Origin of the sequence: Pseudomonas uvaldensis, assembly GCF_021271205.1 — a bacterium.
Classification (GTDB): domain Bacteria; phylum Pseudomonadota; class Gammaproteobacteria; order Pseudomonadales; family Pseudomonadaceae; genus Aquipseudomonas; species Aquipseudomonas uvaldensis.
Genome location: NZ_JAIWKS010000011.1, coordinates 103,246 through 126,168, shown reverse-complemented (window position 1 = coordinate 126,168; position 22,923 = coordinate 103,246). Strand labels below are relative to the sequence as shown.

At 61.2% G+C, this 22,923-nt stretch carries 21 protein-coding genes; 9 read left to right on the top strand and 12 right to left on the bottom strand.

Annotated elements, in window-relative coordinates; all coding sequences use genetic code 11:
• Positions 1-20 precede the first annotated feature (20 nt).
• Positions 21-1,301 (top strand): serine/threonine transporter, encoded by a 1,281-nt coding sequence (locus LCU97_RS22425; RefSeq protein WP_232777807.1) that lies wholly within the window; start codon positions 21-23, stop codon positions 1,299-1,301.
• Between the two features lie 94 nt (positions 1,302-1,395).
• Here the strand turns inward: LCU97_RS22425 and acnB are convergent, their stop codons facing one another.
• Complete coding sequence (gene acnB, locus LCU97_RS22420; RefSeq protein ID WP_053158834.1) at positions 1,396-3,996, bottom strand: bifunctional aconitate hydratase 2/2-methylisocitrate dehydratase; 2,601 nt, start codon at positions 3,994-3,996, stop codon at positions 1,396-1,398.
• 417 nt (positions 3,997-4,413) lie between these two features.
• On the opposite strand from acnB, the gene LCU97_RS22415 reads away from it, so the two are divergent.
• A complete protein-coding gene (locus LCU97_RS22415) occupies positions 4,414-4,884 on the top strand; it encodes a DUF1289 domain-containing protein (RefSeq protein ID WP_053157179.1) in 471 nt (156 codons plus the stop codon).
• 80 nt (positions 4,885-4,964) lie between these two features.
• Here the strand turns inward: LCU97_RS22415 and LCU97_RS22410 are convergent, their stop codons facing one another.
• On the bottom strand, positions 4,965-5,828 hold the full coding sequence (locus LCU97_RS22410) for a universal stress protein (RefSeq protein WP_053157175.1): 864 nt from the start codon (positions 5,826-5,828) through the stop codon (positions 4,965-4,967).
• Between the two features lie 158 nt (positions 5,829-5,986).
• Between LCU97_RS22410 and miaE the strand changes: the two genes are divergently transcribed.
• Positions 5,987-6,592, top strand: a complete 606-nt coding sequence (gene miaE, locus LCU97_RS22405) for a tRNA-(ms[2]io[6]A)-hydroxylase (protein ID WP_053157172.1) — start codon at positions 5,987-5,989, stop codon at positions 6,590-6,592.
• A gap of 20 nt (positions 6,593-6,612) precedes the next feature.
• On the opposite strand, the gene LCU97_RS22400 is transcribed toward miaE, so the two are convergent.
• From LCU97_RS22400 to LCU97_RS22390, 3 genes are all read right to left on the bottom strand, one after another.
• Entirely contained in the window at positions 6,613-7,104 is a 492-nt protein-coding gene (locus LCU97_RS22400) for a GFA family protein (RefSeq protein WP_053157168.1), read from the bottom strand.
• Between the two features lie 186 nt (positions 7,105-7,290).
• A complete protein-coding gene (locus LCU97_RS22395) occupies positions 7,291-7,917 on the bottom strand; it encodes a DNA-3-methyladenine glycosylase family protein (RefSeq protein ID WP_053157166.1) in 627 nt (208 codons plus the stop codon).
• Positions 7,918-7,941: 24 nt separating this feature from the next.
• Positions 7,942-9,024 carry a bifunctional transcriptional activator/DNA repair enzyme AdaA gene (locus LCU97_RS22390; RefSeq protein ID WP_053157163.1) on the bottom strand — a complete coding sequence of 361 codons (1,083 nt, stop codon included), beginning with the start codon at positions 9,022-9,024 and terminating at the stop codon, positions 7,942-7,944.
• 145 nt (positions 9,025-9,169) lie between these two features.
• Between LCU97_RS22390 and LCU97_RS22385 the strand changes: the two genes are divergently transcribed.
• Positions 9,170-9,652: a hypothetical protein gene (locus LCU97_RS22385; RefSeq protein ID WP_232777806.1), complete on the top strand. Its 483-nt coding sequence runs from the start codon at positions 9,170-9,172 to the stop codon at positions 9,650-9,652.
• Positions 9,653-9,842: 190 nt separating this feature from the next.
• Positions 9,843-10,430 carry a LysE family translocator gene (locus LCU97_RS22380; protein ID WP_232777805.1) on the top strand — a complete coding sequence of 196 codons (588 nt, stop codon included), beginning with the start codon at positions 9,843-9,845 and terminating at the stop codon, positions 10,428-10,430.
• Between the two features lie 13 nt (positions 10,431-10,443).
• Here LCU97_RS22380 and LCU97_RS22375 read toward each other — a convergent pair whose 3' ends face one another.
• Positions 10,444-11,268, bottom strand: coding sequence for a helix-turn-helix transcriptional regulator (locus LCU97_RS22375; protein WP_053157153.1), 825 nt, complete (start codon positions 11,266-11,268; stop codon positions 10,444-10,446).
• Between the two features lie 152 nt (positions 11,269-11,420).
• Here LCU97_RS22375 and LCU97_RS22370 point away from each other — a divergent pair, with 152 nt between their 5' ends.
• The gene (locus LCU97_RS22370) at positions 11,421-12,383 is read left to right on the top strand and encodes a sensor domain-containing diguanylate cyclase (protein ID WP_232777804.1); all 963 of its coding nucleotides are present in this window, start codon (positions 11,421-11,423) and stop codon (positions 12,381-12,383) included.
• A gap of 118 nt (positions 12,384-12,501) precedes the next feature.
• Here LCU97_RS22370 and LCU97_RS22365 read toward each other — a convergent pair whose 3' ends face one another.
• The 6 genes from LCU97_RS22365 to xylA form a co-directional block, all read right to left on the bottom strand.
• On the bottom strand, positions 12,502-13,716 hold the full coding sequence (locus tag LCU97_RS22365) for a multidrug effflux MFS transporter (RefSeq protein ID WP_053158831.1): 1,215 nt from the start codon (positions 13,714-13,716) through the stop codon (positions 12,502-12,504).
• Positions 13,717-13,739: 23 nt separating this feature from the next.
• Positions 13,740-15,032: a beta-ketoacyl-ACP synthase II gene (gene fabF / locus LCU97_RS22360; protein WP_232777803.1), complete on the bottom strand. Its 1,293-nt coding sequence runs from the start codon at positions 15,030-15,032 to the stop codon at positions 13,740-13,742.
• Positions 15,033-15,225: 193 nt separating this feature from the next.
• A complete protein-coding gene (locus LCU97_RS22355; protein ID WP_232777802.1) occupies positions 15,226-16,362 on the bottom strand; it encodes a sugar ABC transporter permease in 1,137 nt (378 codons plus the stop codon).
• Positions 16,363-17,919, bottom strand: coding sequence for a D-xylose ABC transporter ATP-binding protein (xylG, locus tag LCU97_RS22350; RefSeq protein ID WP_232777801.1), 1,557 nt, complete (start codon positions 17,917-17,919; stop codon positions 16,363-16,365).
• A gap of 141 nt (positions 17,920-18,060) precedes the next feature.
• On the bottom strand, positions 18,061-19,062 hold the full coding sequence (gene xylF, locus LCU97_RS22345; RefSeq protein WP_053157138.1) for a D-xylose ABC transporter substrate-binding protein: 1,002 nt from the start codon (positions 19,060-19,062) through the stop codon (positions 18,061-18,063).
• 146 nt (positions 19,063-19,208) lie between these two features.
• Positions 19,209-20,525: a xylose isomerase gene (gene xylA / locus LCU97_RS22340; RefSeq protein WP_232777800.1), complete on the bottom strand. Its 1,317-nt coding sequence runs from the start codon at positions 20,523-20,525 to the stop codon at positions 19,209-19,211.
• A gap of 146 nt (positions 20,526-20,671) precedes the next feature.
• Here xylA and LCU97_RS22335 point away from each other — a divergent pair, with 146 nt between their 5' ends.
• The 3 genes from LCU97_RS22335 (at position 20,672) to LCU97_RS22325 (ending at position 22,916) form a co-directional block, all read left to right on the top strand.
• Entirely contained in the window at positions 20,672-21,871 is a 1,200-nt protein-coding gene (locus LCU97_RS22335; RefSeq protein WP_232777799.1) for a XylR family transcriptional regulator, read from the top strand.
• Between the two features lie 77 nt (positions 21,872-21,948).
• A complete protein-coding gene (locus LCU97_RS22330) occupies positions 21,949-22,281 on the top strand; it encodes a type II toxin-antitoxin system HigB family toxin (RefSeq protein ID WP_232777798.1) in 333 nt (110 codons plus the stop codon).
• Complete coding sequence (locus LCU97_RS22325) at positions 22,278-22,916, top strand: helix-turn-helix domain-containing protein (RefSeq protein ID WP_232777797.1); 639 nt, start codon at positions 22,278-22,280, stop codon at positions 22,914-22,916. The genes LCU97_RS22330 and LCU97_RS22325 overlap by 4 nt, the downstream gene beginning before the upstream one ends.
• The last annotated feature ends 7 nt before the right edge of the window (positions 22,917-22,923 follow it).

Genomic DNA, 22,923 nt, shown 5'->3' with positions numbered 1-22,923 from the left:
GAAAACGGAGATCCGACCGGATGAATGATCAGGCCAATAGCGTCGAAGAGCGCTTTGAAACGTCAGTCCCAGCCACCCTCGGCCAGTGGAGTCGCCATGACACTACCTGGATGCTGGGCCTGTTTGGCACCGCCATCGGTGCAGGCACTCTCTTCCTACCCATCAATGCTGGCCTGGGCGGTTTCTGGCCGTTGCTGATTCTGGCGCTGCTGGCGTTTCCCATGACGTTCTACGCGCACCGGGGCCTGACCCGTTTCGTGTTGTCCGGTCGAGACGGTGCGGACATTACCGAGGTGGTGGAAGAGCACTTCGGCATCAAGGCCGGCGCGCTGATTACCTTGCTGTACTTCTTTGCCATCTTCCCGATCCTGCTGATCTACAGCGTGGCGCTGACCAACACGGTGGGCAGCTTCCTGGAGCACCAGTTGCACATCCAGCCGCCGCCTCGGGCTGTGTTGTCGCTGATATTGATTCTGGGGCTGCTGGCGGTGGTACGGTGTGGCGAACAGGTGATCGTCAAGGCGATGAGCCTGATGGTCTATCCGTTCATCGTGGCGTTGCTGTTCCTGGCGGTGTTCCTGATCCCGCACTGGAACGGTGGGATTCTGATCACCGCGTCCACGGTGCCGGAGCCTTCGGCGTTGCTGCATACCCTGTGGCTGGCGATTCCGGTGATGGTGTTCTCCTTCAACCATTCCCCGATCATTTCGGCGTTTGCGGTGGATCAGAAACGTCGCTACGGCGCCAATGCCGAGGAACGCAGCTCGCAGGTCCTGTCCCGCGCTCATGTGCTGATGGTGGTGATGGTGCTGTTCTTCGTATTCAGTTGCGTGCTGACCTTGTCGCCGGCGCAACTGGTTGAAGCCAAGGCACAGAATCTGTCGATCCTGTCGTACCTGGCCAACCATTTCAGCAACCCGACCATTGCCTTTGCGGCGCCATTGATCGCGTTCGTGGCGATTTCCAAGTCGTTTTTGGGGCATTACATCGGTGCCAGTGAAGGTCTCAAGGGCCTGATCGTCAAAAGCGGTCGTCGTCCGGCCCCCAAGACGCTGGATCGTCTGACGGCGCTGTTCATGCTGGTGGTGTGCTGGATCGTCGCCACGCTCAACCCGAGCATCCTGGGCATGATCGAAACCCTGGGTGGTCCGGTGATCGCGGCGATCCTGTTCCTGATGCCGATGTATGCCATCCGCAAGGTTCCGGCCATGGCCCGCTACCGTGGCCAGGCGTCCAATGTGTTCGTGGTGATGGTGGGGTTGGTGGCGATTACGGCGCTGGTCTACTCCCTCCTGGCCTGACCGGGTTCCGGGTGTACCCGGCAGCTAAACGGCAGGCATAAAAAAACGCCGCCCCTCGCAAGAAGGGCGGCGTTTTTAGTCGGGCGTCGAAACCTTAGGCCTGGACGACCGGGATGTTGGCGTTTGCAGCCGCTTCACGGAACTCGGCGATCTGGTCGAAGCTCAGGTAGCGGTACACGTCCGCTGCCATGCTGTCGATCTTGCCGGCGTATTCCATGTACTCCTCGACGGTCGGCAGGCGACCCAGGATGGACGCGACGGATGCCAGCTCGGCCGAGGCCAGGTAGACGTTCGCGCCGTCACCCAGACGGTTCGGGAAGTTACGGGTCGAGGTGGAAACCACGGTGGAGTTTGGCTCCACGCGTGCCTGGTTACCCATGCACAGCGAGCAGCCTGGCATTTCCATCCGTGCACCGGCCTTGCCGTAGATGCCGTAGTAGCCTTCCTCGGTCAGCTGATGAGCGTCCATCTTGGTCGGCGGCGACAGCCACAGACGAGTTGGCAGCTGGCCCTTGACCTGATCCAGCAACTTGCCGGCCGCGCGGAAGTGACCGATGTTGGTCATGCACGAACCGATGAACACTTCGTCGATCTTCTCGCCAGCAACGCTGGAGAGCAGGCGAGCGTCGTCCGGGTCGTTCGGTGCGCAGAGCACAGGCTCTTTGACGTCGGCCAGGTCGATCTCGATGACTTCGGCGTACTCGGCGTCCTTGTCGGCTTCCAGCAGCTCAGGGTTGGCCAGCCAGGCTTCCATCGCCTGGGCACGACGCTCCAGGGTGCGGGCATCGCCGTAGCCTTCGCCGATCATCCAGCGCAGCAGGGTGATGTTCGATTGCAGGTACTCGGCAATCGATTCCTTGGACAGCTTGATGGTGCAACCGGCAGCCGAGCGTTCGGCCGAGGCGTCGGACAGCTCGAACGCTTGCTCGACGGTCAGGGTTTCCAAGCCTTCGATTTCCAGGATGCGGCCGGAGAAGGCGTTCTTCTTGCCTTTTTTCTCGACCGTCAGCAGGCCTTTCTGAATGGCGTAGTAAGGGATGGCATGAACCAGGTCACGCAGGGTGACGCCTGGTTGCAGCTTGCCCTTGAAACGAACCAGGATCGACTCTGGCATGTCCAGCGGCATGACGCCGGTGGCGGCAGCGAAGGCTACCAGGCCGGAACCGGCCGGGAACGAGATGCCGATCGGGAAACGGGTGTGGGAGTCGCCACCGGTGCCGACGGTGTCAGGCAGCAGCATGCGGTTCAGCCAGCTGTGGATGATGCCGTCGCCCGGACGCAGGGACACACCGCCACGGGTCATGATGAAGTCCGGCAGGGTGTGGTGGGTGGTCACGTCGATCGGCTTCGGATACGCCGCGGTGTGGCAGAAGGACTGCATCACCAGGTCGGCGGAGAAGCCCAGGCACGCCAGGTCTTTCAGTTCATCACGGGTCATTGGGCCAGTGGTGTCCTGGGAGCCGACGGTGGTCATCTTCGGTTCGCAGTAGGTGCCAGGGCGCACGCCCTTCACGCCGCAGGCCTTGCCGACCATTTTCTGCGCCAGGGTGTAGCCCTTGGTGCTTTCAGCCGGTGCTTCAGGCTTCTTGAACAGGTCCGACGGTGGCAGGCCGAGTTCGGCGCGGGCCTTCTCGGTCAGGCCACGGCCGATGATCAGGGGGATACGGCCGCCGGCGCGGACTTCGTCCAGCAGGACCGGGGTCTTCATTTCGAAGGTGGTCAGGACTTCATCGGTGCCGTGCTTGCAGACCTTGCCGGCATGCGGGTACAGGTCGATCACGTCGCCCATGTTCATGTTCGACACGTCGAACTCGATCGGCAGGGCGCCGGCATCTTCCATGGTGTTGTAGAAGATCGGAGCGATCTTGCTGCCGAAGCAGAAACCGCCGGCACGCTTGTTCGGCACGTATGGAATGTCGTCGCCGAAGAACCACAGGACCGAGTTGGTCGCCGATTTACGCGACGAACCGGTACCGACCACGTCACCGACGTAGGCGATCGGGAAACCCTGGCCGCGCATTTCTTCGATCTGCTTCATCGGGCCGGTCTTGCCTTGCTCGTCAGGCACGATGCCGTCGCGAGCCATTTTCAGCATGGCCAGGGCATGCAGCGGGATGTCGGGGCGGGACCAGGCGTCCGGGGCAGGGGACAGGTCGTCGGTGTTGGTTTCGCCAGGGACCTTGAACACGCGCAGGCTGATCTTGTCGGCCAGTACAGGGCGCTTCTTGAACCACTCGCCGTCGGCCCAGGATTGCAGTACGGCCTTGGCGTGGACATTGCCGTTCTTGGCTTTTTCAGCCACGTCGTGGAAGGCGTCGAACATCAGCAGGGTGTGCTTGAGTTCTTGGGCGGCTACCGGGGCCAGCTCGGCGTCGTCCAGCAGTTCCACCAGGGTCACGATGTTGTAGCCGCCCTGCATGGTGCCAAGCAGTTCGACGGCACGCTTTTTGTCCAGCAGAGGGGATTGGGCCTGGCCCTTGGCCAGGGCGGAGAGGAAACCGGCCTTGACGTAGGCGGCTTCGTCGACTCCAGGCGGAACGCGATTGGTGATCAGGTCAACGAGGAAAGCTTCTTCGCCAGCCGGGGGATTCTTCAGCAGCTCGACCAGGCCTGCGGTTTGTTCGGCGTTAAGCGGCTGGGGAACGATACCCAGTGCTGCGCGCTCTTCGATATGTTTGCGGTAGGCTTCAAGCACAGTATTACCCTCATCAGTGGTCCCAAATGGGTGTCCGGGACGCTCATCCAGGAGCCCGCGGTACGCATGCGCGTCGGAGGCTTTTTGAGCCACCATGCCAGCGTTACCGGGGTTCCTCACAGAAGCTGCTTTCAAAGTTTTACGCCTGCAGAACGGGAGCTGATGAGGGTTGGCGTCGGGCTTTCCCCGCTGGAAAGACCCTTCGCCAACACCGTTCTGAAGGAACGACTGTGCTCGTGACGCTTTGAAAACAGCTTCTAACGGACATTTGGCGCCTTAAAAGGCTGGCTGATTCTACGGGAAAAAAAAATTAAAGGTAAGTTGGCTCCTGAAGTTTGAGCAGGGTTTGAGGGGTGATCAATCTTAGACAAAGGGCTAACATGCCGGCCTGTCCTGCTTTTACGTGCCTTGTTTCTTATGCCCAACCAGCTTATCAAGACTCCTTGCGTCGGCCTTTGCTCCACTGTCTACGGTGACCTGGTGTGCCGTGGCTGCAAGCGGTTCCACCATGAAGTGATCCACTGGAACGGCTATAACGAGGATGAGAAACGGGCGGTGTGGCTGCGGTTGGAAAAGCTGTTGGTGCAGGTAATGGTCGCCAAACTGGAAGTCTTCGACCCCGAACTGCTGCGCCAGCAACTGGTGAGCCGGCAGATCCGTTTCGTGCCCCAGCAGTCGGAATATTGCTGGGCCTACCAGTTGATCGCCCGGGGGGCGCGGGTGATCAATAATCTGGAAGCCTATGGCATGGTGCTGCTGCCGGAGTTTCGCGATTGGGAGCTGCCCGACCTGCGCGATGCCATCGATCGGGAATTTTTCCTGCTGTCCGAGGCGCATTACCAGCGCTACATCGCGCCGGGGTTCCTGAAGGATGCGATGGGCCGTTGATCCCCGGCCATTTGTGCAAAGAAGCGTTTGCGCCAGGGTGCTTTCGTGGCGAGGGGATAAATCCCCTCGCCACAGCTTGTCTATTCCTTGACCGCCAGCTCCACCAGGTGGTCCTCCACCTCCTGAGGCTTGAGCACCAGCACATCGCTTTCCAGCGTATCGAGCACCGCTTCGGCGGTGTTGCCGATCAGGACCCCCGACAAACCCGAACGCGCCACGGTGCCGATCACCGTCACGGCGGCCTGGAGCTTGCGCGCCATATACGGAATCAGCACATCCGCCGGCCCTTCCTCGATATGCAGGTGCTGGTCGTCGATATCGAATTCGGCCTGGAATGCCCGGCATTGTTCGCGATAACGGGCTTCGATGGTTTCCTTGAGCTGGAACGTCGGGTCGGCTGACGACAGCATCGGGGTGGGATGGGCGCTGATCACGTGAAGGTGCGCCTTGGCCAGGAGGGCAATGTCATAGCCATGATCGATGATGGTGTTGTGCAGGTGCCGGTGTTCCCCGTCGGTGTTGCCCACGTCAACGGCGGCCAGGATCACCTTGTCTTTCCAGGAGCCCGCAGTTTTCACCAGCAGCACCGGGGTCGGGCAATGGCGCAACAGCTTCCAGTCCGCCGGGGTGAGCAAGGCTTTTTTCAGCGGGCTGTCGGCAAAGTGTTGCTTGATGACCAGGCCACAACCTTCGGCCTGTTGCACGTCGATGATGGTCTCGTGGAGGCTTTCGTTCCAGGCCTGTTCCGTGGTGACACTGTACCCATCCGCCACCAGTCCGGCCTTGAGTACGCTGAGCATGCCGCCATGGTCGTGCCGTTTGTCGCAGACCAGCAGGTGCAGGTGAGCCTGGGTCACCCCGGCGATCAGCTTGGCGCGCTTGAGCGCCAGGCTTTCCGAATGTTCGGGTTCGATGACCACCAGAATGCTGCGAATGGCTTGCATGATCGGCGTCTCCAGCGATAAATGGCATGGTGTTGCTCAACTATAGTTGCTGGCGGTGAGTCGTCGACTTGACGCATATCAACGGCGGTGGCTGGTGGTCTGGGGGCAGGCCGGTATAATCGGCGCCCTTCGCTCGACTACCTTTTCCCGTGAGCCCCATGATCCTTCCCGAAATCCATGAATTCCTTGGCTGCCGTACCCCCGATGCCTGGGTCCAGGCCGCGCTGGCCGATCAGGAAACCCTGCTGATCGATCACAAGAACTGTGAGTTCAAGGCCGCCAGCACTGCCCTGAGCCTGATCGCCAAGTACCATTCCCACGTCGACCTGATCAACCTGATGTCGCGCCTGGCCCGGGAAGAGCTGGTGCACCATGAGCAAGTCATGCGCCTGATGAAGAAGCGCAAGGTCGGCTTGCGCCAGCTCTCCGCCGGGCGTTACGCCTCGGGCCTGCGCAAGGTCGTGCGTAGCCACGAGCCGGTCAAGTTGGTGGACACCCTGGTGGTCGGTGCTTTCATCGAAGCCCGTAGCTGCGAGCGTTTCGAGGCCCTGGTGCCACATCTGGACGAGGAACTGGGCAAGTTCTATTTCGGCCTGCTGAAAAGCGAGGCCCGGCATTTCCAGGGCTACCTGAAGCTGGCCTACCAGTACGGCGATGCCGATGACATTGCACGGGTAATCGACAAGGTTCGCGAGGCTGAGCGCGAGCTGATCGAATCGCCGGATGTGGAATTTCGCTTCCACAGTGGCGTGCCGACGCTATAGCGGCAATTCCTGAGCGGGCATCAGCCATCGGCCAGGCCCAGGCGTTCATGCCACTGGGCAATCGACTCCTCGGGGTAGGCATCGAACCGCTGGTCGCCTGGCTGCGCTTCGACTTCCACCCACGGTGCCTTGGACCCCAGCATCAGATGAGTATGTTCCGGCGGGACGGGCAGCGGTGTGTCGATCGCCGAGGCGAAGGGGTGGATCAGTTCCGGCCATTCGGGGCTGAACAGCCAGAGTCCCGAACCGCAAAGCGAGCAGAAATGCCGTTCGGCACTGCTGCGGCGGGCACGTTTGTCGCCTTCATCCTTGAGCCGCGCATGGTAAATGCTGATGTGTTGGCGACCTTTTACCTTGAGGGTGCGGGCATCCCCGCCCAGGTTGATCGCATAACCGCCACCGCCCTGGGTCTTGCGGCAGATCGAGCAATAGCAGCGTTGGTAAGGGTAGGGATGGGTGCAATCCAGACTGAACGACACCGCCCTGCAGTGGCAGGAGCCTTCGAGGTGCATGAGGATCTCCAGTTGGAAATGGGGGACTTGGGGCAGCTTAGACGCTTGGGAGTTGCTCAAGCGAATTTGTGTTGAATGGGCGGGCGCCATCGCGAGCAGGCTCGCTCCCACAGCAGATCTTGAGTGTTCATTAGTAAGCGCGACACCGCCGATCCCTGTGGGAGCGAGCCTGCTCGCGATGAACGATTATGCCGTGCTGCGGCTGGGCACCCGCCACAAATACCACGCCGCGACGGTCCGATGGGGGCTCCACGCCAGGCCGATATCGATCATTTGCTTGCGACTGGGCTGTTGTTCCAGCCGCTTGAGGCGACGATATCCTTCGCGAACGCCAAAATCGTCGACCGGCAGGATATCCGGTCGTTGCAGGCTGTAGATCAACAGCATCTCCACGGTCCAGCGGCCGACGCCACGCAGGGTGACCAGGCGCTCGATCAAGGCTTCATCGTCCATGGCCAGGGCTGTCGGGTAATCCGGCACCACGCCGTTCAGGGCCGCTTGGGCGATGCCTTGGATAGTCGTGATTTTGCTGGCCGAGAACCCGCAGGCACGCAGCTGTTCGAAGTCCGTCGCCAGGATCTGCTCGGGCGTGGGAAAGTCCTGCGCGGGAAACAGTGCCAACAACCGGCCAAAAATCGCATCGCCTGCCTTGGCATGCAATTGCTGGTAGGCAATGGCCCGGACCAGGGCTTCATAAGGCTCGCGGGTCGGCTTGGGTTGCAACAGGCACGGGCCGACCGTTTCGACGTGGCGTCGCCAGTCTTCGTCGAGGTTCGCCAGGAAGGCGCTGGCATCGCGGTATGGCACGGCCATCGGGGATTCGTCTCTCCAGATCCGTCAAAACGCCAGGGGCAGCGAAACCTGCACCGCGGCTTTTTCCAGCCGCAGCAGAAAGGCTTTGCGCGGCTGTCCGCCACCATAGCCGGTCAACGAACCGTCCGCACCGATCACACGATGGCAGGGTATAACGATTGCCAGCCGATTCTGTCCATTGGCCAGGCCGACGGCGCGGCTGGCGCCGGGGCTGCCGAGCATCGCCGCGATGGCGCCGTAGCTACGGGTTTCACCGTAGGGGATCTTTTGCAGTTCGGCCCAGACACGGATGGCGAATGCACTGCCAGGCATATGCAGCGGGACCTTGAATGCCGTGAGATTACCCGCGAAATAGTCCGCCAGCTCGGCTTCGATTTGCTGCAGATGAGCGTTATGCCCCGGTGCAACGGTGTAGCCATAGCATTGTTGCAACTCTTCGATTTCTCGGGTCAGGGCCGGACGATCCAGGAACTCCAGCAGCACCAGGCCGCGCCGCTCGGCCATCGCCAACATGGGGCCCAGCGGCGTGGTCAGGCGGGTAAAGAGCAAGGGCTCGCTGAGGGCGGCCCGGCCCGGGGTGATGTGGAAGGACTTCACGAAGGCATCGCGAAACCCGCTCAGGGATTCATAACCTGAATCGAATGCCGCGCTGTCGATGGATGAACCTTCCTTGATCCCTCCCAGGGCGATGCCCAGGCGTCGGGTACGCAGATACGCGTGAAAGGTCATGCCGAAATGCTGCTTGAACCAGCGCCGCAGTTTCAGCGGCTCGATGCCTTGCTCCAGCAACAAGGCGTCGGTCCAGCGCAGGTCGGGTTCGGCGTCCACGGCCTTGAGCAGCGCCTGGATCCAATCCGGCGCGATAGCGGCGGCGTCCAAGGGCTTGCAACGCAGACAGGCGCGGTAGCCGGCCGACATGGCTTCGTCGGCATGGGCGAAGAACTCCACGTTCTCTGGCTTCGGCTTGCGCGCCGTGCAAGCGGGGCGACAGAAAATGCCGGTGGTCTTGACCGCAGTGAAGAACACGCCTTCGTAGGCGGTGTCTCGTTCGAGCATGGCGCGGACCATCTCGGCATGGGGCGGAAGTAGCGAGTCTTGTCTGTTCATGGGTCGAGCATAAAGACGAGTTCGGAAGGGCTCCACCGAAAAATCGACAGTGAATTTTGTAAGTCGTCCATCGGATTGCCGCGAACAAAAATTGAACCTTCGAGTCTTAGAGGTTCAACCGTTGTTTTTGTCTTTCGGAGACATCATGTCCAAACATAAGAAATCCATGATCGCCGTTGCGGTCTGTGCCCTGATGCTCGGTGCTTCTGCCTTGCTGCCGGCCGACCTGTCGCCCATTGGCGCAAGTTACGCCGCAGGTGGCGGTAACGGTGGTGGCGGCGGTGGTGGTAATGGAGGTGGCAACGGAGGCGGCAATGGCGGCGGTCATGGTGGCGGCAATGGCCATGGCAGTGGCAAGTCCGGCGATTCCAGCGGTCATGGTCTGGGCTTGAGCAGCGATCATTCCGGCACCCGTACCCGCGACCACGGCTTGAGCGGCAAGCACACCGGCACCACGCGCACCGACCGCGCCCGCGAGGCCCATGCTTCCGTGACATCGAGCATCGCCAAGGATCGTGATACCCGCGGGTTCACCAAGGCGTCGGCCATTTCCGCCACAACGCCCGGTACTCACAACACCAAAGGCCTGACCAACGCGACCAGTTCGTCGACCAAGAACGACCGCTGATTGCCCATAAGAAAGCCGTGATGCCTCTTGCCAAGGTGTCGCGGCTTTTTATTTGGCCGGGAATTCGTTCGCGAACGAAGCGCTCAGTATTTCCGAAACATGGGCGTTCGTTGGGCAGTTTTGTTCAATACCTCAAGTAGCACGCCATTTACCCTGATCGCCACCTCACAGACAAGAAGAAGGAATGGCGATGAGTCTGATATTTTCCATGGCGGCTTTTGCGCTGGTCGCTTCCATTACACCGGGGCCGGTCAATATCGTGGCGCTCAGTTCCGGAGCCCGTTACGGCTTTCGCGCCACACTGGGCCATGTGGCCGGTGCAACCCTGGGATTTGTATTGTTACTGGTGCTGATGGGACTGGGGTTGCATGAAGTCTTGCAGCACTGGCCAGGCCTCACGCGGGTGGTGCAGCTGGGGGGCGTGGGGTTTCTATTGTTCATGGCCTGGAAACTGGCGCTGGATGATGGAAACCTCGGCGCCGCAGAGGCGGGAAGGGCGCCTTCGATGTTCCATGGCGCACTGATGCAATGGCTCAACCCCAAGGCCTGGTTGGCCTGCGTGGCGGGGATGGGGGCATTCGTGGCGGATGGTGAAGCGCGGCTGGTCTGGCAATTCGCGGCCATTTACCTGGTGATCTGCTACGTTTCGGTGGGTTGCTGGGCCTATGCCGGCAGTTTTCTGCGGGCCTGGCTGGGCAACCCGGCGACCATGCGCCTGTTCAATCGGACCATGGCAGCACTACTGGTTGCCAGCGCGGTGTATCTGCTACTGCCTTGAGATTGCCAGGCCGTCAACCACGATACTGGCCAGGCGTCGCCGCCAGGTGCTGCTTGAAGGCTCGTTGAAAATGTGCCTGGTCGGCAAAGCCACTGTTCAGCGCGACATCGGCGATCAGCCTGCCTTCACGCAGTTGACGGCGGGCGAACTGGATCCGCCGATTGACCAGAAAAGCATGCGGCGTCATCCCGTAATGGCGCTTGAAGGCCCGGCTCAGGTAGGACGGCGAGAGCTGCGCGGCGGCGCAGATGTCTTCGAGCTTCAAGGCTTCGGTGCAGTGGTCGTGAATGAATTGCGCGGCTCGCATCAGGCCCGGATGGCTGCCTCGGTCCGGACGACCCGCTGGGTTGAGACGTTGTTGCAGGTCGGTAAAGAAAGCCTCGGCGGCGGACTGTTTACGTCTGGTGTCGATCCGCTCATCCACCAGGAGCCGATACAGCTCCAGCAAGGCGCGGAAGAGTTCGATGTCGCGGCTATGGGTGGTGGCAAAGCCCTGGAAATCCGGGGTTTCGTCAAAGCCGATCCGCTGTTGCAAGTCCGTTAACCACGGGGTGTCGACATACAACATCACATAGGACCAGGCTTGATTGTCGATGGGGTTGCAGGCATGAACGTCGCCGGGGTTCATCAATACGACCGTGCCGCTTTCAACCTTGAACGTCGATTGTTCGTGAAGGTAAGTGCTGCACCCGGCGGTGATCGCTCCGATAGAGAAATGGTCGTGGGCGTGACGCGAATAACAGACCTTGCGCCCGTCGGCGATGGCCCGGGCTTCGATGAAGGGCAGGGCGGCGTCACGCCAGAAGCGCGGCGCGTCGTCTTGGTGGACGGGCTTCATCGGGTGGCTTCCTCATGTTGAACCTGTGTCGCAGTGTATTAGGCTTTGTACGAAAAGTATCTGCGCGACGATCATGCTGCGTTGAAGGCGCGCAGCACTGGGCTAGACTCCAGCTGATCCGATTGCAAGAAGTCCCGTCAATGGAGTTCACGATGCTCGCGCCAGGTAAACCTGACAATGAAGCGGCCCGCCTCAAGAATCTGCAAGCGCTCAAGCTGCTCGACACCGCGCCGGAGGAACGTTTTGATCGGCTGACCCGGCTGGCCCGACGCCTGTTTGACGTGCCCATTGCGTTAGTGTCCCTGGTGGACGCCGATCGACAGTGGTTCAAATCCAATGCCGGCCTGGACGCCAGTGAATCTTCACGCGATACCTCTTTCTGTGGGCACGCGATTCTGCAGGATCACATCCTGGAAATCTGCGATGCGGAGCAAGACGAGCGGTTCTGCGACAATCCGTTGGTGGTGAGCGAGCCGGGCATTCGCTTCTATGCCGGGCAGCCGCTCGGGCTGGACGACGGCACCAAATTGGGCACGCTGTGTCTGATCGATACCCGTCCCCGCACACTGGACAGCGAGGAGCGCGAGTTGTTGCGCGATCTGGCGCGCATGGCCGAGCAGGAACTGATTGCCGTGCAGATGGCGAGCATGGACGAACTGACACTGCTGTCCAACCGGCGTGGGTTCAAGATCCTGGCTCAGCATGCGCTGGGCGTCTGTGATCGCATGGGACGCCCGGCGACATTACTGTTCTTCGACCTCAACGGTTTCAAGGCGGTCAACGACCGTTTTGGCCACGCCGAGGGGGACCAGGCGCTGAAAATCTTTGCCGACGTGCTGCGCATCGCCTTTCGCGAAAGTGACGTGATTGGCCGTTTGGGCGGGGATGAATTCGTGGCGTTGCTCACGGGGGCTTCCCATGTCGAGATAGCGTCGGTGATGGCACGGCTCCAGGAAATCCTGGATGAACGAAATGCAACGTTGCAGCGCGGCTATGACATCCGCTTCAGCGTGGGCCAGATCGAATATGAACCGCAGCGCCACGCGTCGATCGACAGTCTGTTGGCCGACGCGGATGCGGCCATGTATGCGCACAAGCAGGCCCTGCGCCGTTAGGCTCTGTTTGAAAAGACTTGAGACGAAGGTCAGGCAAGGCGAAAACCGGAGGAGGAAAGGCCGGGGTCGCGCTCGACTCTACTGGAATAAATGAGCCGCCACATTGCCCTCCCGTGGCTCAGGCACGACGTGTAAACAGAAACAGGATGATCGCCACCAGGCAGACGCTGGCCTGTGTGGCGCCCAGGGTGGTCGCCGGTGCGAGGTCCGATGCCGAGCCCAACCAGGTCGTTATCGCTGCCGCGCCCATGGTGAGAAAGCCAAGCAGCGCAGACGCCAGACCGGCTTCTTTACCGAAGGGGCCCAGGGTAATGGCCGTTCCCAACGGATTCGCAAGCCCCATGCCCCACAGGAAAATGACCATCGACAGGGAATACCAGGCCAGCCCCGGATCGGCGGGACCGACGATCAGCACGAGTCCGCCCGCCAGTGCGGTGGCGAAGCCCAAGGCGGCGACCCGCCGACTGCCATAGCGTCGAGCCAGGTGTGGAGCCGCCATGCCCGCCGCGAACACGACGAAGACAGTGGCGGCGAAATACAACCCGGCCTCCAGAGATGTCAGGCCTATCCCGCTCATCAGGATGGCCGGAGCCGCGCCAAAAGAAGCGAACAGTCCGCTCATCAACAGGCTCACCGACACGGCTGGAAGCACGAAGCGGCGGTCGCGCAGCAAACCGCCATACGCCCAAAGAACGCTCAGTGGCGAAAGCGGGGCACGGCGCTCGGTCGGGTGCGTTTCCCCCAACCCACGGGCATAGAAGATCGCGATGGCGAAGGCCGCCAGGGCGACCAGCCCGAAGATCGCCCGCCAACCCAGCGTCGAGGTCAACAGGCTACCGATCAGCGGGGAAAAACCCGGCGCGGCAGCCGTGGCGATCATCGTCAGCGACAAGGCCCGGGCCAGACTCTCGCCTTCGAATAGATCGCGAGCGATAGCGCGGGAAAGCACCGCCGCCGCGCAGACCCCCAATGCCTGGATAATCCGTCCGAGCAGGAGCATTTCCAGGGTGGTGGCGAAGCCTGCGACGGCCGTGCCCACCACGAATATGGATAAGCCGCCGAGAACCGGTTTCTTGCGACCATACCGATCCGCCAGCGGGCCGACGATAAGCTGGGCCAGGGCGAACGTGATAAAGAAACTGGAAAGGGTCAGGCCCAGCGCACGCGTCGGCACGCCAAGCTCTCGCCCGATGTCGGCAAAGGCCGGAAGGATGATGTTGGTGGACAGAATGCTGATCGCGGCAAGGCCGGCCAACAGCACCACGATCCTGCCGGTCAGCGCCGACTGCCCTGAAGTGGGGGCAGCGGCGCTCAAGCCCTCGGTTCGCTGCAGCGAAGGTGCCTGCGGTCCGGCCGTCACGACGCAGCTTCCCAGCGACGGAACAATACGCTGGCATTCACCCCGCCAAACCCAAAGCCATTGGACAGGGCGTAGGTGATGGGCATTTTCCGGGCGCTGAGGCCAACCAGGTCCAATCCATCGGCAGCCTCATCGGGGCTGGACAGGTTCAGGGTTGGAGGCACGATCTGGTCGCGTAGCGCCAATACCGTAAAGATCGCCTCGATGCCTCCCGCGGCGCCGAGTAAATGGCCAGTGGCGGACTTGGTGGAGGTGATCGCCACGTTTGAACCGGGCCCGAACACCGACCTGATCGCGGCCAGCTCGCCCTTGTCGCCGACCTGGGTCGACGTGGCATGGGCATTGATGTGCTGGACCTCGCTGGCGTCCACGCCTGCCTGGCGCAGGGCCTGTTCCATGGCGCGTCGTGCTCCGTTGCCGTCTTCGGGGCCGGCGGTCAGGTGGTAGGCATCGGCGCTGGTGCCATAACCCACCAGTTCCGCCAGGGGCGTGGCACCTCGGGCAAGAGCATGTTCCAGTGACTCGATGACCAGCAGCCCGGCGCCTTCAGCCATGACGAAACCATCGCGGTCGCGATCGAACGGGCGCGAGGCGGTTTCAGGTTGCTCGGCCGAATGCGTGGACAGCGCCCGGGCGGCGGCGAAGCAACCCAGGGTCACACGATCCATTGCCGCTTCCGTGCCACCGCAGATGGCGATGTCTGCTTCATCGTTGGCGATGAGACGGGCCGCATCGCCAATGGCCTGGACACCGGCGGCGCAAGCCGTCACCGGCGCACCGAGGGGGCCTTTGAAACCGTTCTGGATAGAGACGTGTCCTGCCGCCATGTTCGCCAGGAAGGAAGGGGCCGTGAACGGCGATAACCGGCGAGGGCCGCGGGTATCGGTGATACGAATGGCCTCGGCAATCGCTGCAAAACCTCCGACACCCGACGCGATGATCGTAGCCGTCCGCTCTTGCCGGGACGCTTGTGTCGGATGCCAGCCTGCCTGCTCCAGCGCTTCGTGGGCGGCGACCAGTGCGAATTCAATGAAGCGATCCATCTTCTTGCGTTCTTTCGCCGGGATGAACCGGTCCGGTGTGTAACCGGCCACGGCGTCCTCCTCCAACGTCGGCACCTGGCCGCCTACCGCGATCCCCGTACCCTCGACCATTTCCTCGGGAAGCCGACGGATGCCCGAGCGTCCGTCAAGCAAACGACGCCATACTTCTTCGACGCCACACCCCAGGGGACCGACGATGCCGGCCCCCGTGACTACAATTCGCTTGCGACCTTTGGAATTAATCATTTGACCCTCGTCACTACTGATTCGGCGCCCGTCGGATCGCCCCGGCTCATACGCCAGTCAATTCGACGGAGAATCAGTTTTAGTCAGGTGACTAATAAAGTCAATGGTCACAATTCGCCAGAGCAGTTGAGGCGAAGATGGCTGAGCATCCGTCATCGAGAGCAAGCTCAGCTCCCACAGCCTGCCCGCGATATCACCGCCGTCCAGTGCGCGTACTCACATCCACCCACACCGCCAACACCAGAATGCTGCCCTTGACGATCATCTGCCAGTAACTGTCGACATCGAGCATGGACATGCCATTGTCCAGGCTGGTGATCACCAGCGCACCGAGGAGGGCGCCGTAGACGGTGCCGGAACCGCCGCGCATGGAGGTGCCGCCGATGAAGCAGGCAGCGATGGCGTCGAGTTCACCCATGTTGCCTGCCGAAGGCGAGCCCGCGGCGAGGCGGGCGGTGTTGACCATGCCGGCGAGGGCGCACATCACGCCCATGATGCCGAAGATCCACAGTTTTACCGCCTGCACGTTAATGCCGGACAGCCGCGTGGCTTCCATATTGCTGCCCACTGAATAGACCCGTCGGCCGAACACGGTCTGGCTGGTGACATAGCTGAATAGCCCCAGCAGGATCAGCAGGAGCAGCACCGGCACCGGGATACCATCGTAGCTGTTCAGGGTATAGACGAACCCGGCCAGTACCACGCCGATCAGCACCACGCGCAACACGTCACGCCCCCATGAATGGGCAGCCAGGCCATGGAGGGCGCGGTTGCGGCGCTGTTTCCAGGTCAGGAACAGGGTCAGGGCGAACAACAGCACGCCCAGCCCGGTCCCCACGGTGTGGGGTAAATAACCCTGGCCGACATAGACCAGCTCCGGTGATACCGGGGCGATGGTGGTCCCGCCGGTCACGCCCAACAGGATTCCGCGAAAGGCCAGCATGCCGCCCAGACCGACAATGAACGACGGAATTCGCAGGTAGGCGGTCATGTAGCCGTTGCCCAGGCCGATCATCAGTCCGCACAAGGCTACCAGGCTCAGGTTCGCCAGCAGTGGGATGTGATAGACCACATCGAGGATTGCCGCCAGGCCTCCCAGCAGCCCGAGCAACGAGCCCACCGACAGGTCAATCTCACCGCTGATGATCACCAGCACCATGCCGCAGGCGAGGATGCCGGTGATGGACATTTGCCGCAGCAGGTTGGACAGGTTGCGGGGCGTCAGGAACCCGCCGTCGGTCTGCCAACTGAAGAACAACCAGATGACCGCCACGGCAATCACCAGCGCGAGCATTTTGTAGCGGCTGAAAAGTTGTTTGACCTGATTCATCTACGCGGACTTCCGATCTTTGTTGTCACGACTGTCTGGATGGCTGAGCGCGGCGGCGAGCACTTGTTCCTGGGTGAGTCCCTGATTGACGAAGTCGCCACGCAACCGGCCTTCGCCAATCACCAGCACGCGATCGGAAACGCCCAGCACTTCGGCCAGTTCCGAAGACACCATGATGATCGACACGCCTTCGGCCGCCAGCGCGCCCATCAGTTTGTAGATCTCGTACTTGGCCCCGACGTCGACGCCTCGCGTAGGCTCGTCGAGAATCAGCACGCGAGGTTTGGTCAGGAGCATCTTCGCCAGCACGGCCTTCTGTTGATTGCCGCCGGAAAGGCCGGTGATCGGCAGGAAAGCACTGGCCGTCTTGAGGTGCATGCGCGAGATTTCCCTGTGGACGCAGCCCAACTCCGCTTCGGCGTCGATGCGGGTCATTTTCGAATAGTTTTCCAGCACGGCCAGAGTGATGTTCTGGCCCACCCCCAGGTCCGGAATGATGCCCTGGCGCTTGCGATCTTCGGGGACCATGCACAAGCCTGCGCGGATCGATTTGAGCGGCGTGCCCGTGTCGACCGGTTGGCCGTCGAGCCAGACCTCGCCTTCGTAGCGACCGGGATAGGCGCCGAACAGCGCCGATACCAGTTCGGTGCGGCCGGCGCCCACCAGCCCGGCGATACCGAGGATTTCCCCGCGCTTGAGAACGAACGAAATGTCGTCAACCCGTTTTCGCCTGGGGTTGTCGACGTCGTAACAGGTGATGTGGCGCGCTTCGAAGATCACCTCGCCGATGTCATGGGGTTCGGTGGGGTAGAGGTTACTCATTTCCCGCCCGACCATCTGGGTGATGATCTTCTGAATGTCCATGTCGGCCATGGCGGTGGTGGCTATGTGTTTGCCATCGCGGATCACTGAAATGGTGTCGCATACGGCAGCGACTTCATCGAGCTTGTGAGAGATGTACACGCACGCCACGCCCTTGGCCTTGAGGTCGCGGATGATGTTCAGCAGCACTTCGATTTCCGAGCGGGTCAGGGCCGATGACGGCTCATCGAGAATCAGCAGACGCGCCTGTTTGTTCAACGCCTTGGCGATCTCCACCAGTTGCTGGTAGCCACCGCCGTACTGGGACACCGGCAGCGAGACATTCATGTCCGGTACCTTGAGTTCGCGCATCAGGGCTTCGGCGCGATGGATCATCGCCGGGTAGTTCATGCGTCCGCCGGGCAGCGTCAGCTCGTGGCCCATGAAGATGTTCTCGGCCACCGACAGGTCGGGCACCAGCGTCAGTTCCTGGTGAATGATGACGATCCCGGCGGCTTCGGTTTCGCTGATCGATTGTGCCCGGAGCGGCTGGCCGTCCCAGAGGATCTCACCGTCCCAGGTGCCGTAGGGGTAGACCGCCGACAGCACTTTCATCAGCGTGGATTTGCCGGCACCGTTCTCGCCGCACAGGCCAACGCATTCACCGGGTCTGACCTTGATCTCGATGCCGTTGAGGGCCTTGACGCCGTCGAAAGTCTTGACGATGCCGTTCATTTGCAGAAGGTAGTCGGACATGGGGAGAACTCGAAGGAGTATGACAGTCCTGTGGGAGCGGGCTTGCTCGCGAAAGCGGTGTGTCATGCACATCAAGGCTGAATGTTGCTGCGCCTTCGCGAGCAAGCCCGCTCCCACAGGTCCAATAGCATTGCGCCCCGGTCACTGCCCGGCGAGCTGCGCCTTGGTATAGAACCCATCCTTTTCCAGCAGGTCGATGTTGTCCTTGGTCAGCGGTGTAGGCGTCAGCAGGATGGTGTCGACTTTCTTGCTGCCATTGTCGTACTGCGAGCTGAAGGCCGGTTTCTCATTGCGCGCCAGTTGCACCGAGAGTTTGGCGGCCTCCGAGGCGATCAGCTTCAGTGGCTTGTAGACGGTCATCGTCTGGGTGCCATCGATCACCCGCTTGACCGCCGCCAGGTCGGCGTCCTGGCCCGAGATCGGCACCTTGCCGGCCAGTTTCTGCGCGGCCAGGGCCTGGATGGCGCCGCCGGCGGTGGCGTCGTTGGAGGCGACGATGCCATCGATCTTATTGTTGTTCCGGGTCAGGGCGTTTTCAACGATGCTCAAGGCCTCGGTGGGGTTCCATTCCTTTACCCATTGCTGGCCGACAATCTTGATGTCGCCTTTGTCGATGGCCGGTTGCAGCACCTTCATCTGGCCTTCGCGCAGGACCTTGGCGTTGTTGTCCGTCGGCGCGCCACCCAGCAGGAAATAGTTGCCCTTGGGCGCCGCCTTCAACACGCCGCTGGCCTGCATTTCACCGACCTTTTCGTTATCGAAGGAAATGTAGGCGTCGATATCGGCGTTCAGGATCAATCGGTCATAGGACACAACCTTGATACCGGCCTTCTTGGCTTCGGCGACGGCGTTGGTCAGTACGGTGGCGTTGAACGGCACGATGACGATCACATCGACGCCACGGGAGATGAGGTTTTCGATCTGCGAAATCTGCTTCTGCTCGTTGGCATCGGCCGATTGCACATAAACCTTGGCGTCGAGTTTTTCCGCCGCCGCGACGAAGTAGTCGCGGTCTCGCGACCAGCGTTCCAGTCGCAGGTCATCGATGGAGAAGCCGATTTTCGGGTGGGCGGCGTCGGCCATGACCGGAAGCGACAGCAGGGCCAGGGCGCCGGCGAGCAACGTGCGTTTGAAAGTTTTCATGGGTTGCGTCCTTTTATTGTTGTTTGAAAGACACTGCCTGACGATGAACGTGATGCCGGTAGAACTGTAGAGAGTCGCGGGGCGACGCGAGCAGAGAATTGTCGCGAGAATGTAACAGCCTCGCGGCGCCCCCGGTCCTCTCGTCGTCAGGGGTAGATGAACCGGTTGACCACGTTTTCGAGCATCTCCTGCCGGCCGCTGACGGCCTGGGGATTCAGTTCGTTGGCGAAGGCGTGCTCGGCCAGCGAGGCAAGGCTGAACTCGCCCGCCAGTACCGCCTGACCGAAAGGCTGCTGCCAGCCGGCGTAGCGTTGATCCTTGAGTTGCTGGAGCCGGTCATTGCGCACCATGGCGGCGGCGCGTTCCAGGGATAGGGCAAGCACGTCCATGGCAGCGATGTGGCCGTAGAACAGATCGACCTCGTCCACGCTCTGGCGCCGGACCTTAGCGTCGAAGTTAAAGCCGCCATTGCTGAAGCCGCCGGCCTTGAGGATTTCATAAACGGCCAGGGTCATTTCCTCGACGCTGTTGGGAAACTGGTCGGTGTCCCATCCGTTCTGCGGATCGCCGCGGTTGGCGTCGATGCTGCCGAAGATCCCCAGCGAAACGGCCGTGGCGATCTCGTGATGGAAACTGTGACCGGCCAGGGTCGCGTGGTTGGCCTCGATGTTGACCTTGATTTCTTTCTCCAGGCCGAACTGTTGCAGGAAGCCGAAGACCGTGGCGCTGTCATAGTCGTATTGGTGCTTGGTCGGTTCCTGGGGCTTGGGTTCGATCAGCAGGTCGCCCTTGAAGCCGATCTTGTGCTTGTGCTCGACCACCATGCCCATGAAGCGACCCAACTGCTCGCGCTCGCGTTTCAGGTCGGTGTTGAGCAGGGTCTCGTAGCCTTCGCGCCCGCCCCACAGCACGTAGTTGGCGCCCTTGAGGCGTTGGGTGGCGTTCAGGGCGCTGGACACCTGGGCGGCAGCGCAGGCGAACACTTCCGGGTCCGGGTTGGTGGCGGCGCCAGCGGCAAAGCGCGGATGGCTGAAGCAGTTGGCGGTGCCCCACAGCAACTTGATCCCGGTCTGCTCTTGATGGCGCTCCAGATGGTCGATCATCTGGGCAAAGTGGTTGCGGTAGTCCTTCAACGAATGGCCTTCCGGAGCGACATCGGTGTCATGGAAGCAGTAGTAGTCGATGCCCAGCTTGGAGAAAAACTCGAAGGCTGCCTCGGCCTTCCCGATGGCCACGGCCATCGGATCCCCGGCCTGGTGCCAGGGGCGCTTGAAGGTGCCGGCGCCGAACACGTCCGACCCCGGCCAGACGAACGAGTGCCAGTAGCAGACCGCCATGCGCAGGTGCTCGCGCATGGGTTTGCCAAGGATGAGTTTGTTGGCGTCGTAGTGGCGAAAGGCAAGGGGCGAGTCGCTGGCAGGCCCCTCGTAGCGAATCTTGTCGACAACGGGAAAGTAGGACATTGCAATTTCCTTGTTGTTCTTGGCGGTGTCTCGATACTAGCAACGGCCCCGAGGTTGCCGATTATGAAAATCACCAAAGCGTGGTGCGATTTTGAGTAGTAATCTGCGCTGAACGTCTCGGTGTTTACCGGCCCAGGGTCCAGACAATGAAAACCGTGCCTCCCGTCCACCGCATTGCGCTGTTGTTCAATGGCAGCAAGATCTATGACCGCGGCATCATCAGCGGTATCGGCAATTACCTGAGCAGTACTCGCGCCTCCTGGGACCTGTTCCTGGAAGAGGATTTCCTCTGCCGATTGAGAGGCATCGAGCGCTGGCAGGGCGACGGGATCATCGCCGACTTCGATGATCCGCAGATCGGCGAGGCGCTGGCCGGGATCCGCATGCCCGTGGTGGCCGTGGGTGGGTCCTACCAGGAGGAGGGCGCTTATCCCAAGGGCATTCCCTATGTCGCCACCGACAACTTCGCCTTGATCAAGCTGGCGTACGAGCACTTGATCGAAGCCGGGTTGACGCGCTTCGCTTGCTTCAGCCTGCCTGAATCGCAAGCCAATCGCTGGGCTCAGGAGCGGGAAAAGGCCTTTCGCTCGCTGGTGCAACGCGATGGCCTGCCGGCCGAGATCTATCGCGGCATGGGTACCAGCGCACCGCTCTGGGACAGCGCCGTCGAACAGCAGATCGCCTGGCTGCAGAGCTTGCCCAAACCCATCGGTATCATCGCCGTCAGCGATGCGCGAGCCCGGCAATTGCTGCAAGCCTGCCTGACGGCTGGTATCGCCGTACCGGAGCAAGTGGCGCTGATCGGTATCGACAACGACCCTCTGACCCGAAGCTTGACCCGGGTGCCGCTGAGCTCAGTCATCCAGGGCACCGAAACCATGGGGCGGACCGCCGCGCGCCTGCTCCACCAGATGTTGCATGGCATGCCGTCTTCGGGCACTCAGGTGCTGATCCCTCCGGACGCAATCAACGTCCAGGCGTCGAGCCTGCATCAGCCGCTGGGTAACCCTTACGTCATGCAAGCATTGCTCTTTATCCGCCAGTACGCTTGCCAGGGCATCAAGACCGCCCAGGTGGCGGGATATGTCGGGGTTTCGCGGTCATCGCTGGAGGCGCATTTTCGTAGAGAGCGAGGACGAAGCGTGCATGACGAGATCCTGCGATTCAAATTGGCGGCGGCTGCCAGCGGGTTGCAGAAGACGGATCTGGCGATTGCGGACGTGGCCCGGAACTGCGGCTTCAAGTCGGCGCAATATCTGCACACAGTATTTCGTCGGGAGTTTGGGTGCACGCCGAGGCAGTATCAGCAAGGGGAGCGCGACCATTCCCCAATGCGCGCGCTTTGAATTTTACCGATGCCGATAAATTCAGGTTGTGAAAAAACACAACTGGAGTAGCATCCGGCTCAAGGACAGGGAAGCCCATGGATATACTCAAGCCATCACGTTTTGACGACGCAGCAGTTCTATACCCGAACGACACGGCCGGGCTCGATCGCTGCCTGCGCCTTTTGAAGATGGCCCGTCCGACAGCATTCGCGGACCTGCAAAGACTTTTCGGTACGCACGGTATCGACCTGTTCAAGCCGAGAGCCGCAGTGAACTGGGTCGTGATTGACGTAGGCGGCAACAACCTCAGGGTGATAGGCGGTATCAACTACATCCGGCAGAAGTTTTACGTCAAACACATCTACACACATGCCGACTACGACGTCGCGAACGTCTGGTATGCAAGAAACAAAGGGACAAAGAGATGAGCGCAGCCCCAAACCACCTCCAGACCGTGATCGCAACCCTCGGTGAGCTGCAAGCAGTACTGGAGCGCCTGCGCGGTGAGTTCGTGCACGGAATCAAGACGCCCGCCGACTATGAACGGGCGACCGACCTGCTCGATGAACTCACCGATGGACGAGAACTGAGCAAGGTCGAGGAGAAGATTCTCATCGAGCTCGAGGATGAAATCCTCGCTTACCAACGCGAGTCCGACCAGTTTCGCGAATCCAATGCCGCCTTCGAGGCGACATGCACCCCGGTGCAACTGATCAGGGACCTGATGGAAACCCTCGGGCTGACCGGATCGGATCTTCCCGAGATCGGTGACAAGACGGCGGTGTCGAAAGTACTCAGTGGAGACAGGCCTATCAGTCACAAGATGGCCTATGCACTGGCAAAGCGGTTCGCGATGGACCCAAGTGCTTTCGTGCCTACGGCGCCGGCCAAGGCGACTGGCATTGAGACGGTTCGACCCGCCGTGAAGAAAGCCCCCGCTTATTATCATTCCCGCAGTGAACCTCTGGCCGCACATGCAGTGACGGAGGCTACTACCGAAGAGTACAAGGTGGGCGCTTCCAGTCGGCGCGAGAAACCCCCTAAGGACGCGGCCAAGGAGTAGGGTTTCC

Excerpts from the sequence above, each read along its gene's own strand:
- LCU97_RS22425 (WP_232777807.1), top strand. The coding sequence starts at position 21 with ATGAATGATCAGGCCAATAGCGTCGAAGAGCGCTTTGAAACGTCAGTC.
- LCU97_RS22415 (WP_053157179.1), top strand. The coding sequence starts at position 4,414 with ATGCCCAACCAGCTTATCAAGACTCCTTGCGTCGGCCTTTGCTCCACT.
- LCU97_RS22410 (WP_053157175.1), bottom strand. The coding sequence starts at position 5,828 with ATGCAAGCCATTCGCAGCATTCTGGTGGTCATCGAACCCGAACATTCG.
- miaE (WP_053157172.1), top strand. The coding sequence starts at position 5,987 with ATGATCCTTCCCGAAATCCATGAATTCCTTGGCTGCCGTACCCCCGAT.
- LCU97_RS22400 (WP_053157168.1), bottom strand. The coding sequence starts at position 7,104 with ATGCACCTCGAAGGCTCCTGCCACTGCAGGGCGGTGTCGTTCAGTCTG.
- LCU97_RS22395 (WP_053157166.1), bottom strand. The coding sequence starts at position 7,917 with ATGGCCGTGCCATACCGCGATGCCAGCGCCTTCCTGGCGAACCTCGAC.
- LCU97_RS22390 (WP_053157163.1), bottom strand. The coding sequence starts at position 9,024 with ATGAACAGACAAGACTCGCTACTTCCGCCCCATGCCGAGATGGTCCGC.
- LCU97_RS22385 (WP_232777806.1), top strand. The coding sequence starts at position 9,170 with ATGTCCAAACATAAGAAATCCATGATCGCCGTTGCGGTCTGTGCCCTG.
- LCU97_RS22380 (WP_232777805.1), top strand. The coding sequence starts at position 9,843 with ATGAGTCTGATATTTTCCATGGCGGCTTTTGCGCTGGTCGCTTCCATT.
- LCU97_RS22375 (WP_053157153.1), bottom strand. The coding sequence starts at position 11,268 with ATGAAGCCCGTCCACCAAGACGACGCGCCGCGCTTCTGGCGTGACGCC.
- LCU97_RS22370 (WP_232777804.1), top strand. The coding sequence starts at position 11,421 with ATGCTCGCGCCAGGTAAACCTGACAATGAAGCGGCCCGCCTCAAGAAT.
- fabF (WP_232777803.1), bottom strand. The coding sequence starts at position 15,032 with ATGATTAATTCCAAAGGTCGCAAGCGAATTGTAGTCACGGGGGCCGGC.
- LCU97_RS22355 (WP_232777802.1), bottom strand. The coding sequence starts at position 16,362 with ATGAATCAGGTCAAACAACTTTTCAGCCGCTACAAAATGCTCGCGCTG.
- xylG (WP_232777801.1), bottom strand. The coding sequence starts at position 17,919 with ATGTCCGACTACCTTCTGCAAATGAACGGCATCGTCAAGACTTTCGAC.
- xylF (WP_053157138.1), bottom strand. The coding sequence starts at position 19,062 with ATGAAAACTTTCAAACGCACGTTGCTCGCCGGCGCCCTGGCCCTGCTG.
- xylA (WP_232777800.1), bottom strand. The coding sequence starts at position 20,525 with ATGTCCTACTTTCCCGTTGTCGACAAGATTCGCTACGAGGGGCCTGCC.
- LCU97_RS22335 (WP_232777799.1), top strand. The coding sequence starts at position 20,672 with ATGAAAACCGTGCCTCCCGTCCACCGCATTGCGCTGTTGTTCAATGGC.
- LCU97_RS22330 (WP_232777798.1), top strand. The coding sequence starts at position 21,949 with ATGGATATACTCAAGCCATCACGTTTTGACGACGCAGCAGTTCTATAC.
- LCU97_RS22325 (WP_232777797.1), top strand. The coding sequence starts at position 22,278 with ATGAGCGCAGCCCCAAACCACCTCCAGACCGTGATCGCAACCCTCGGT.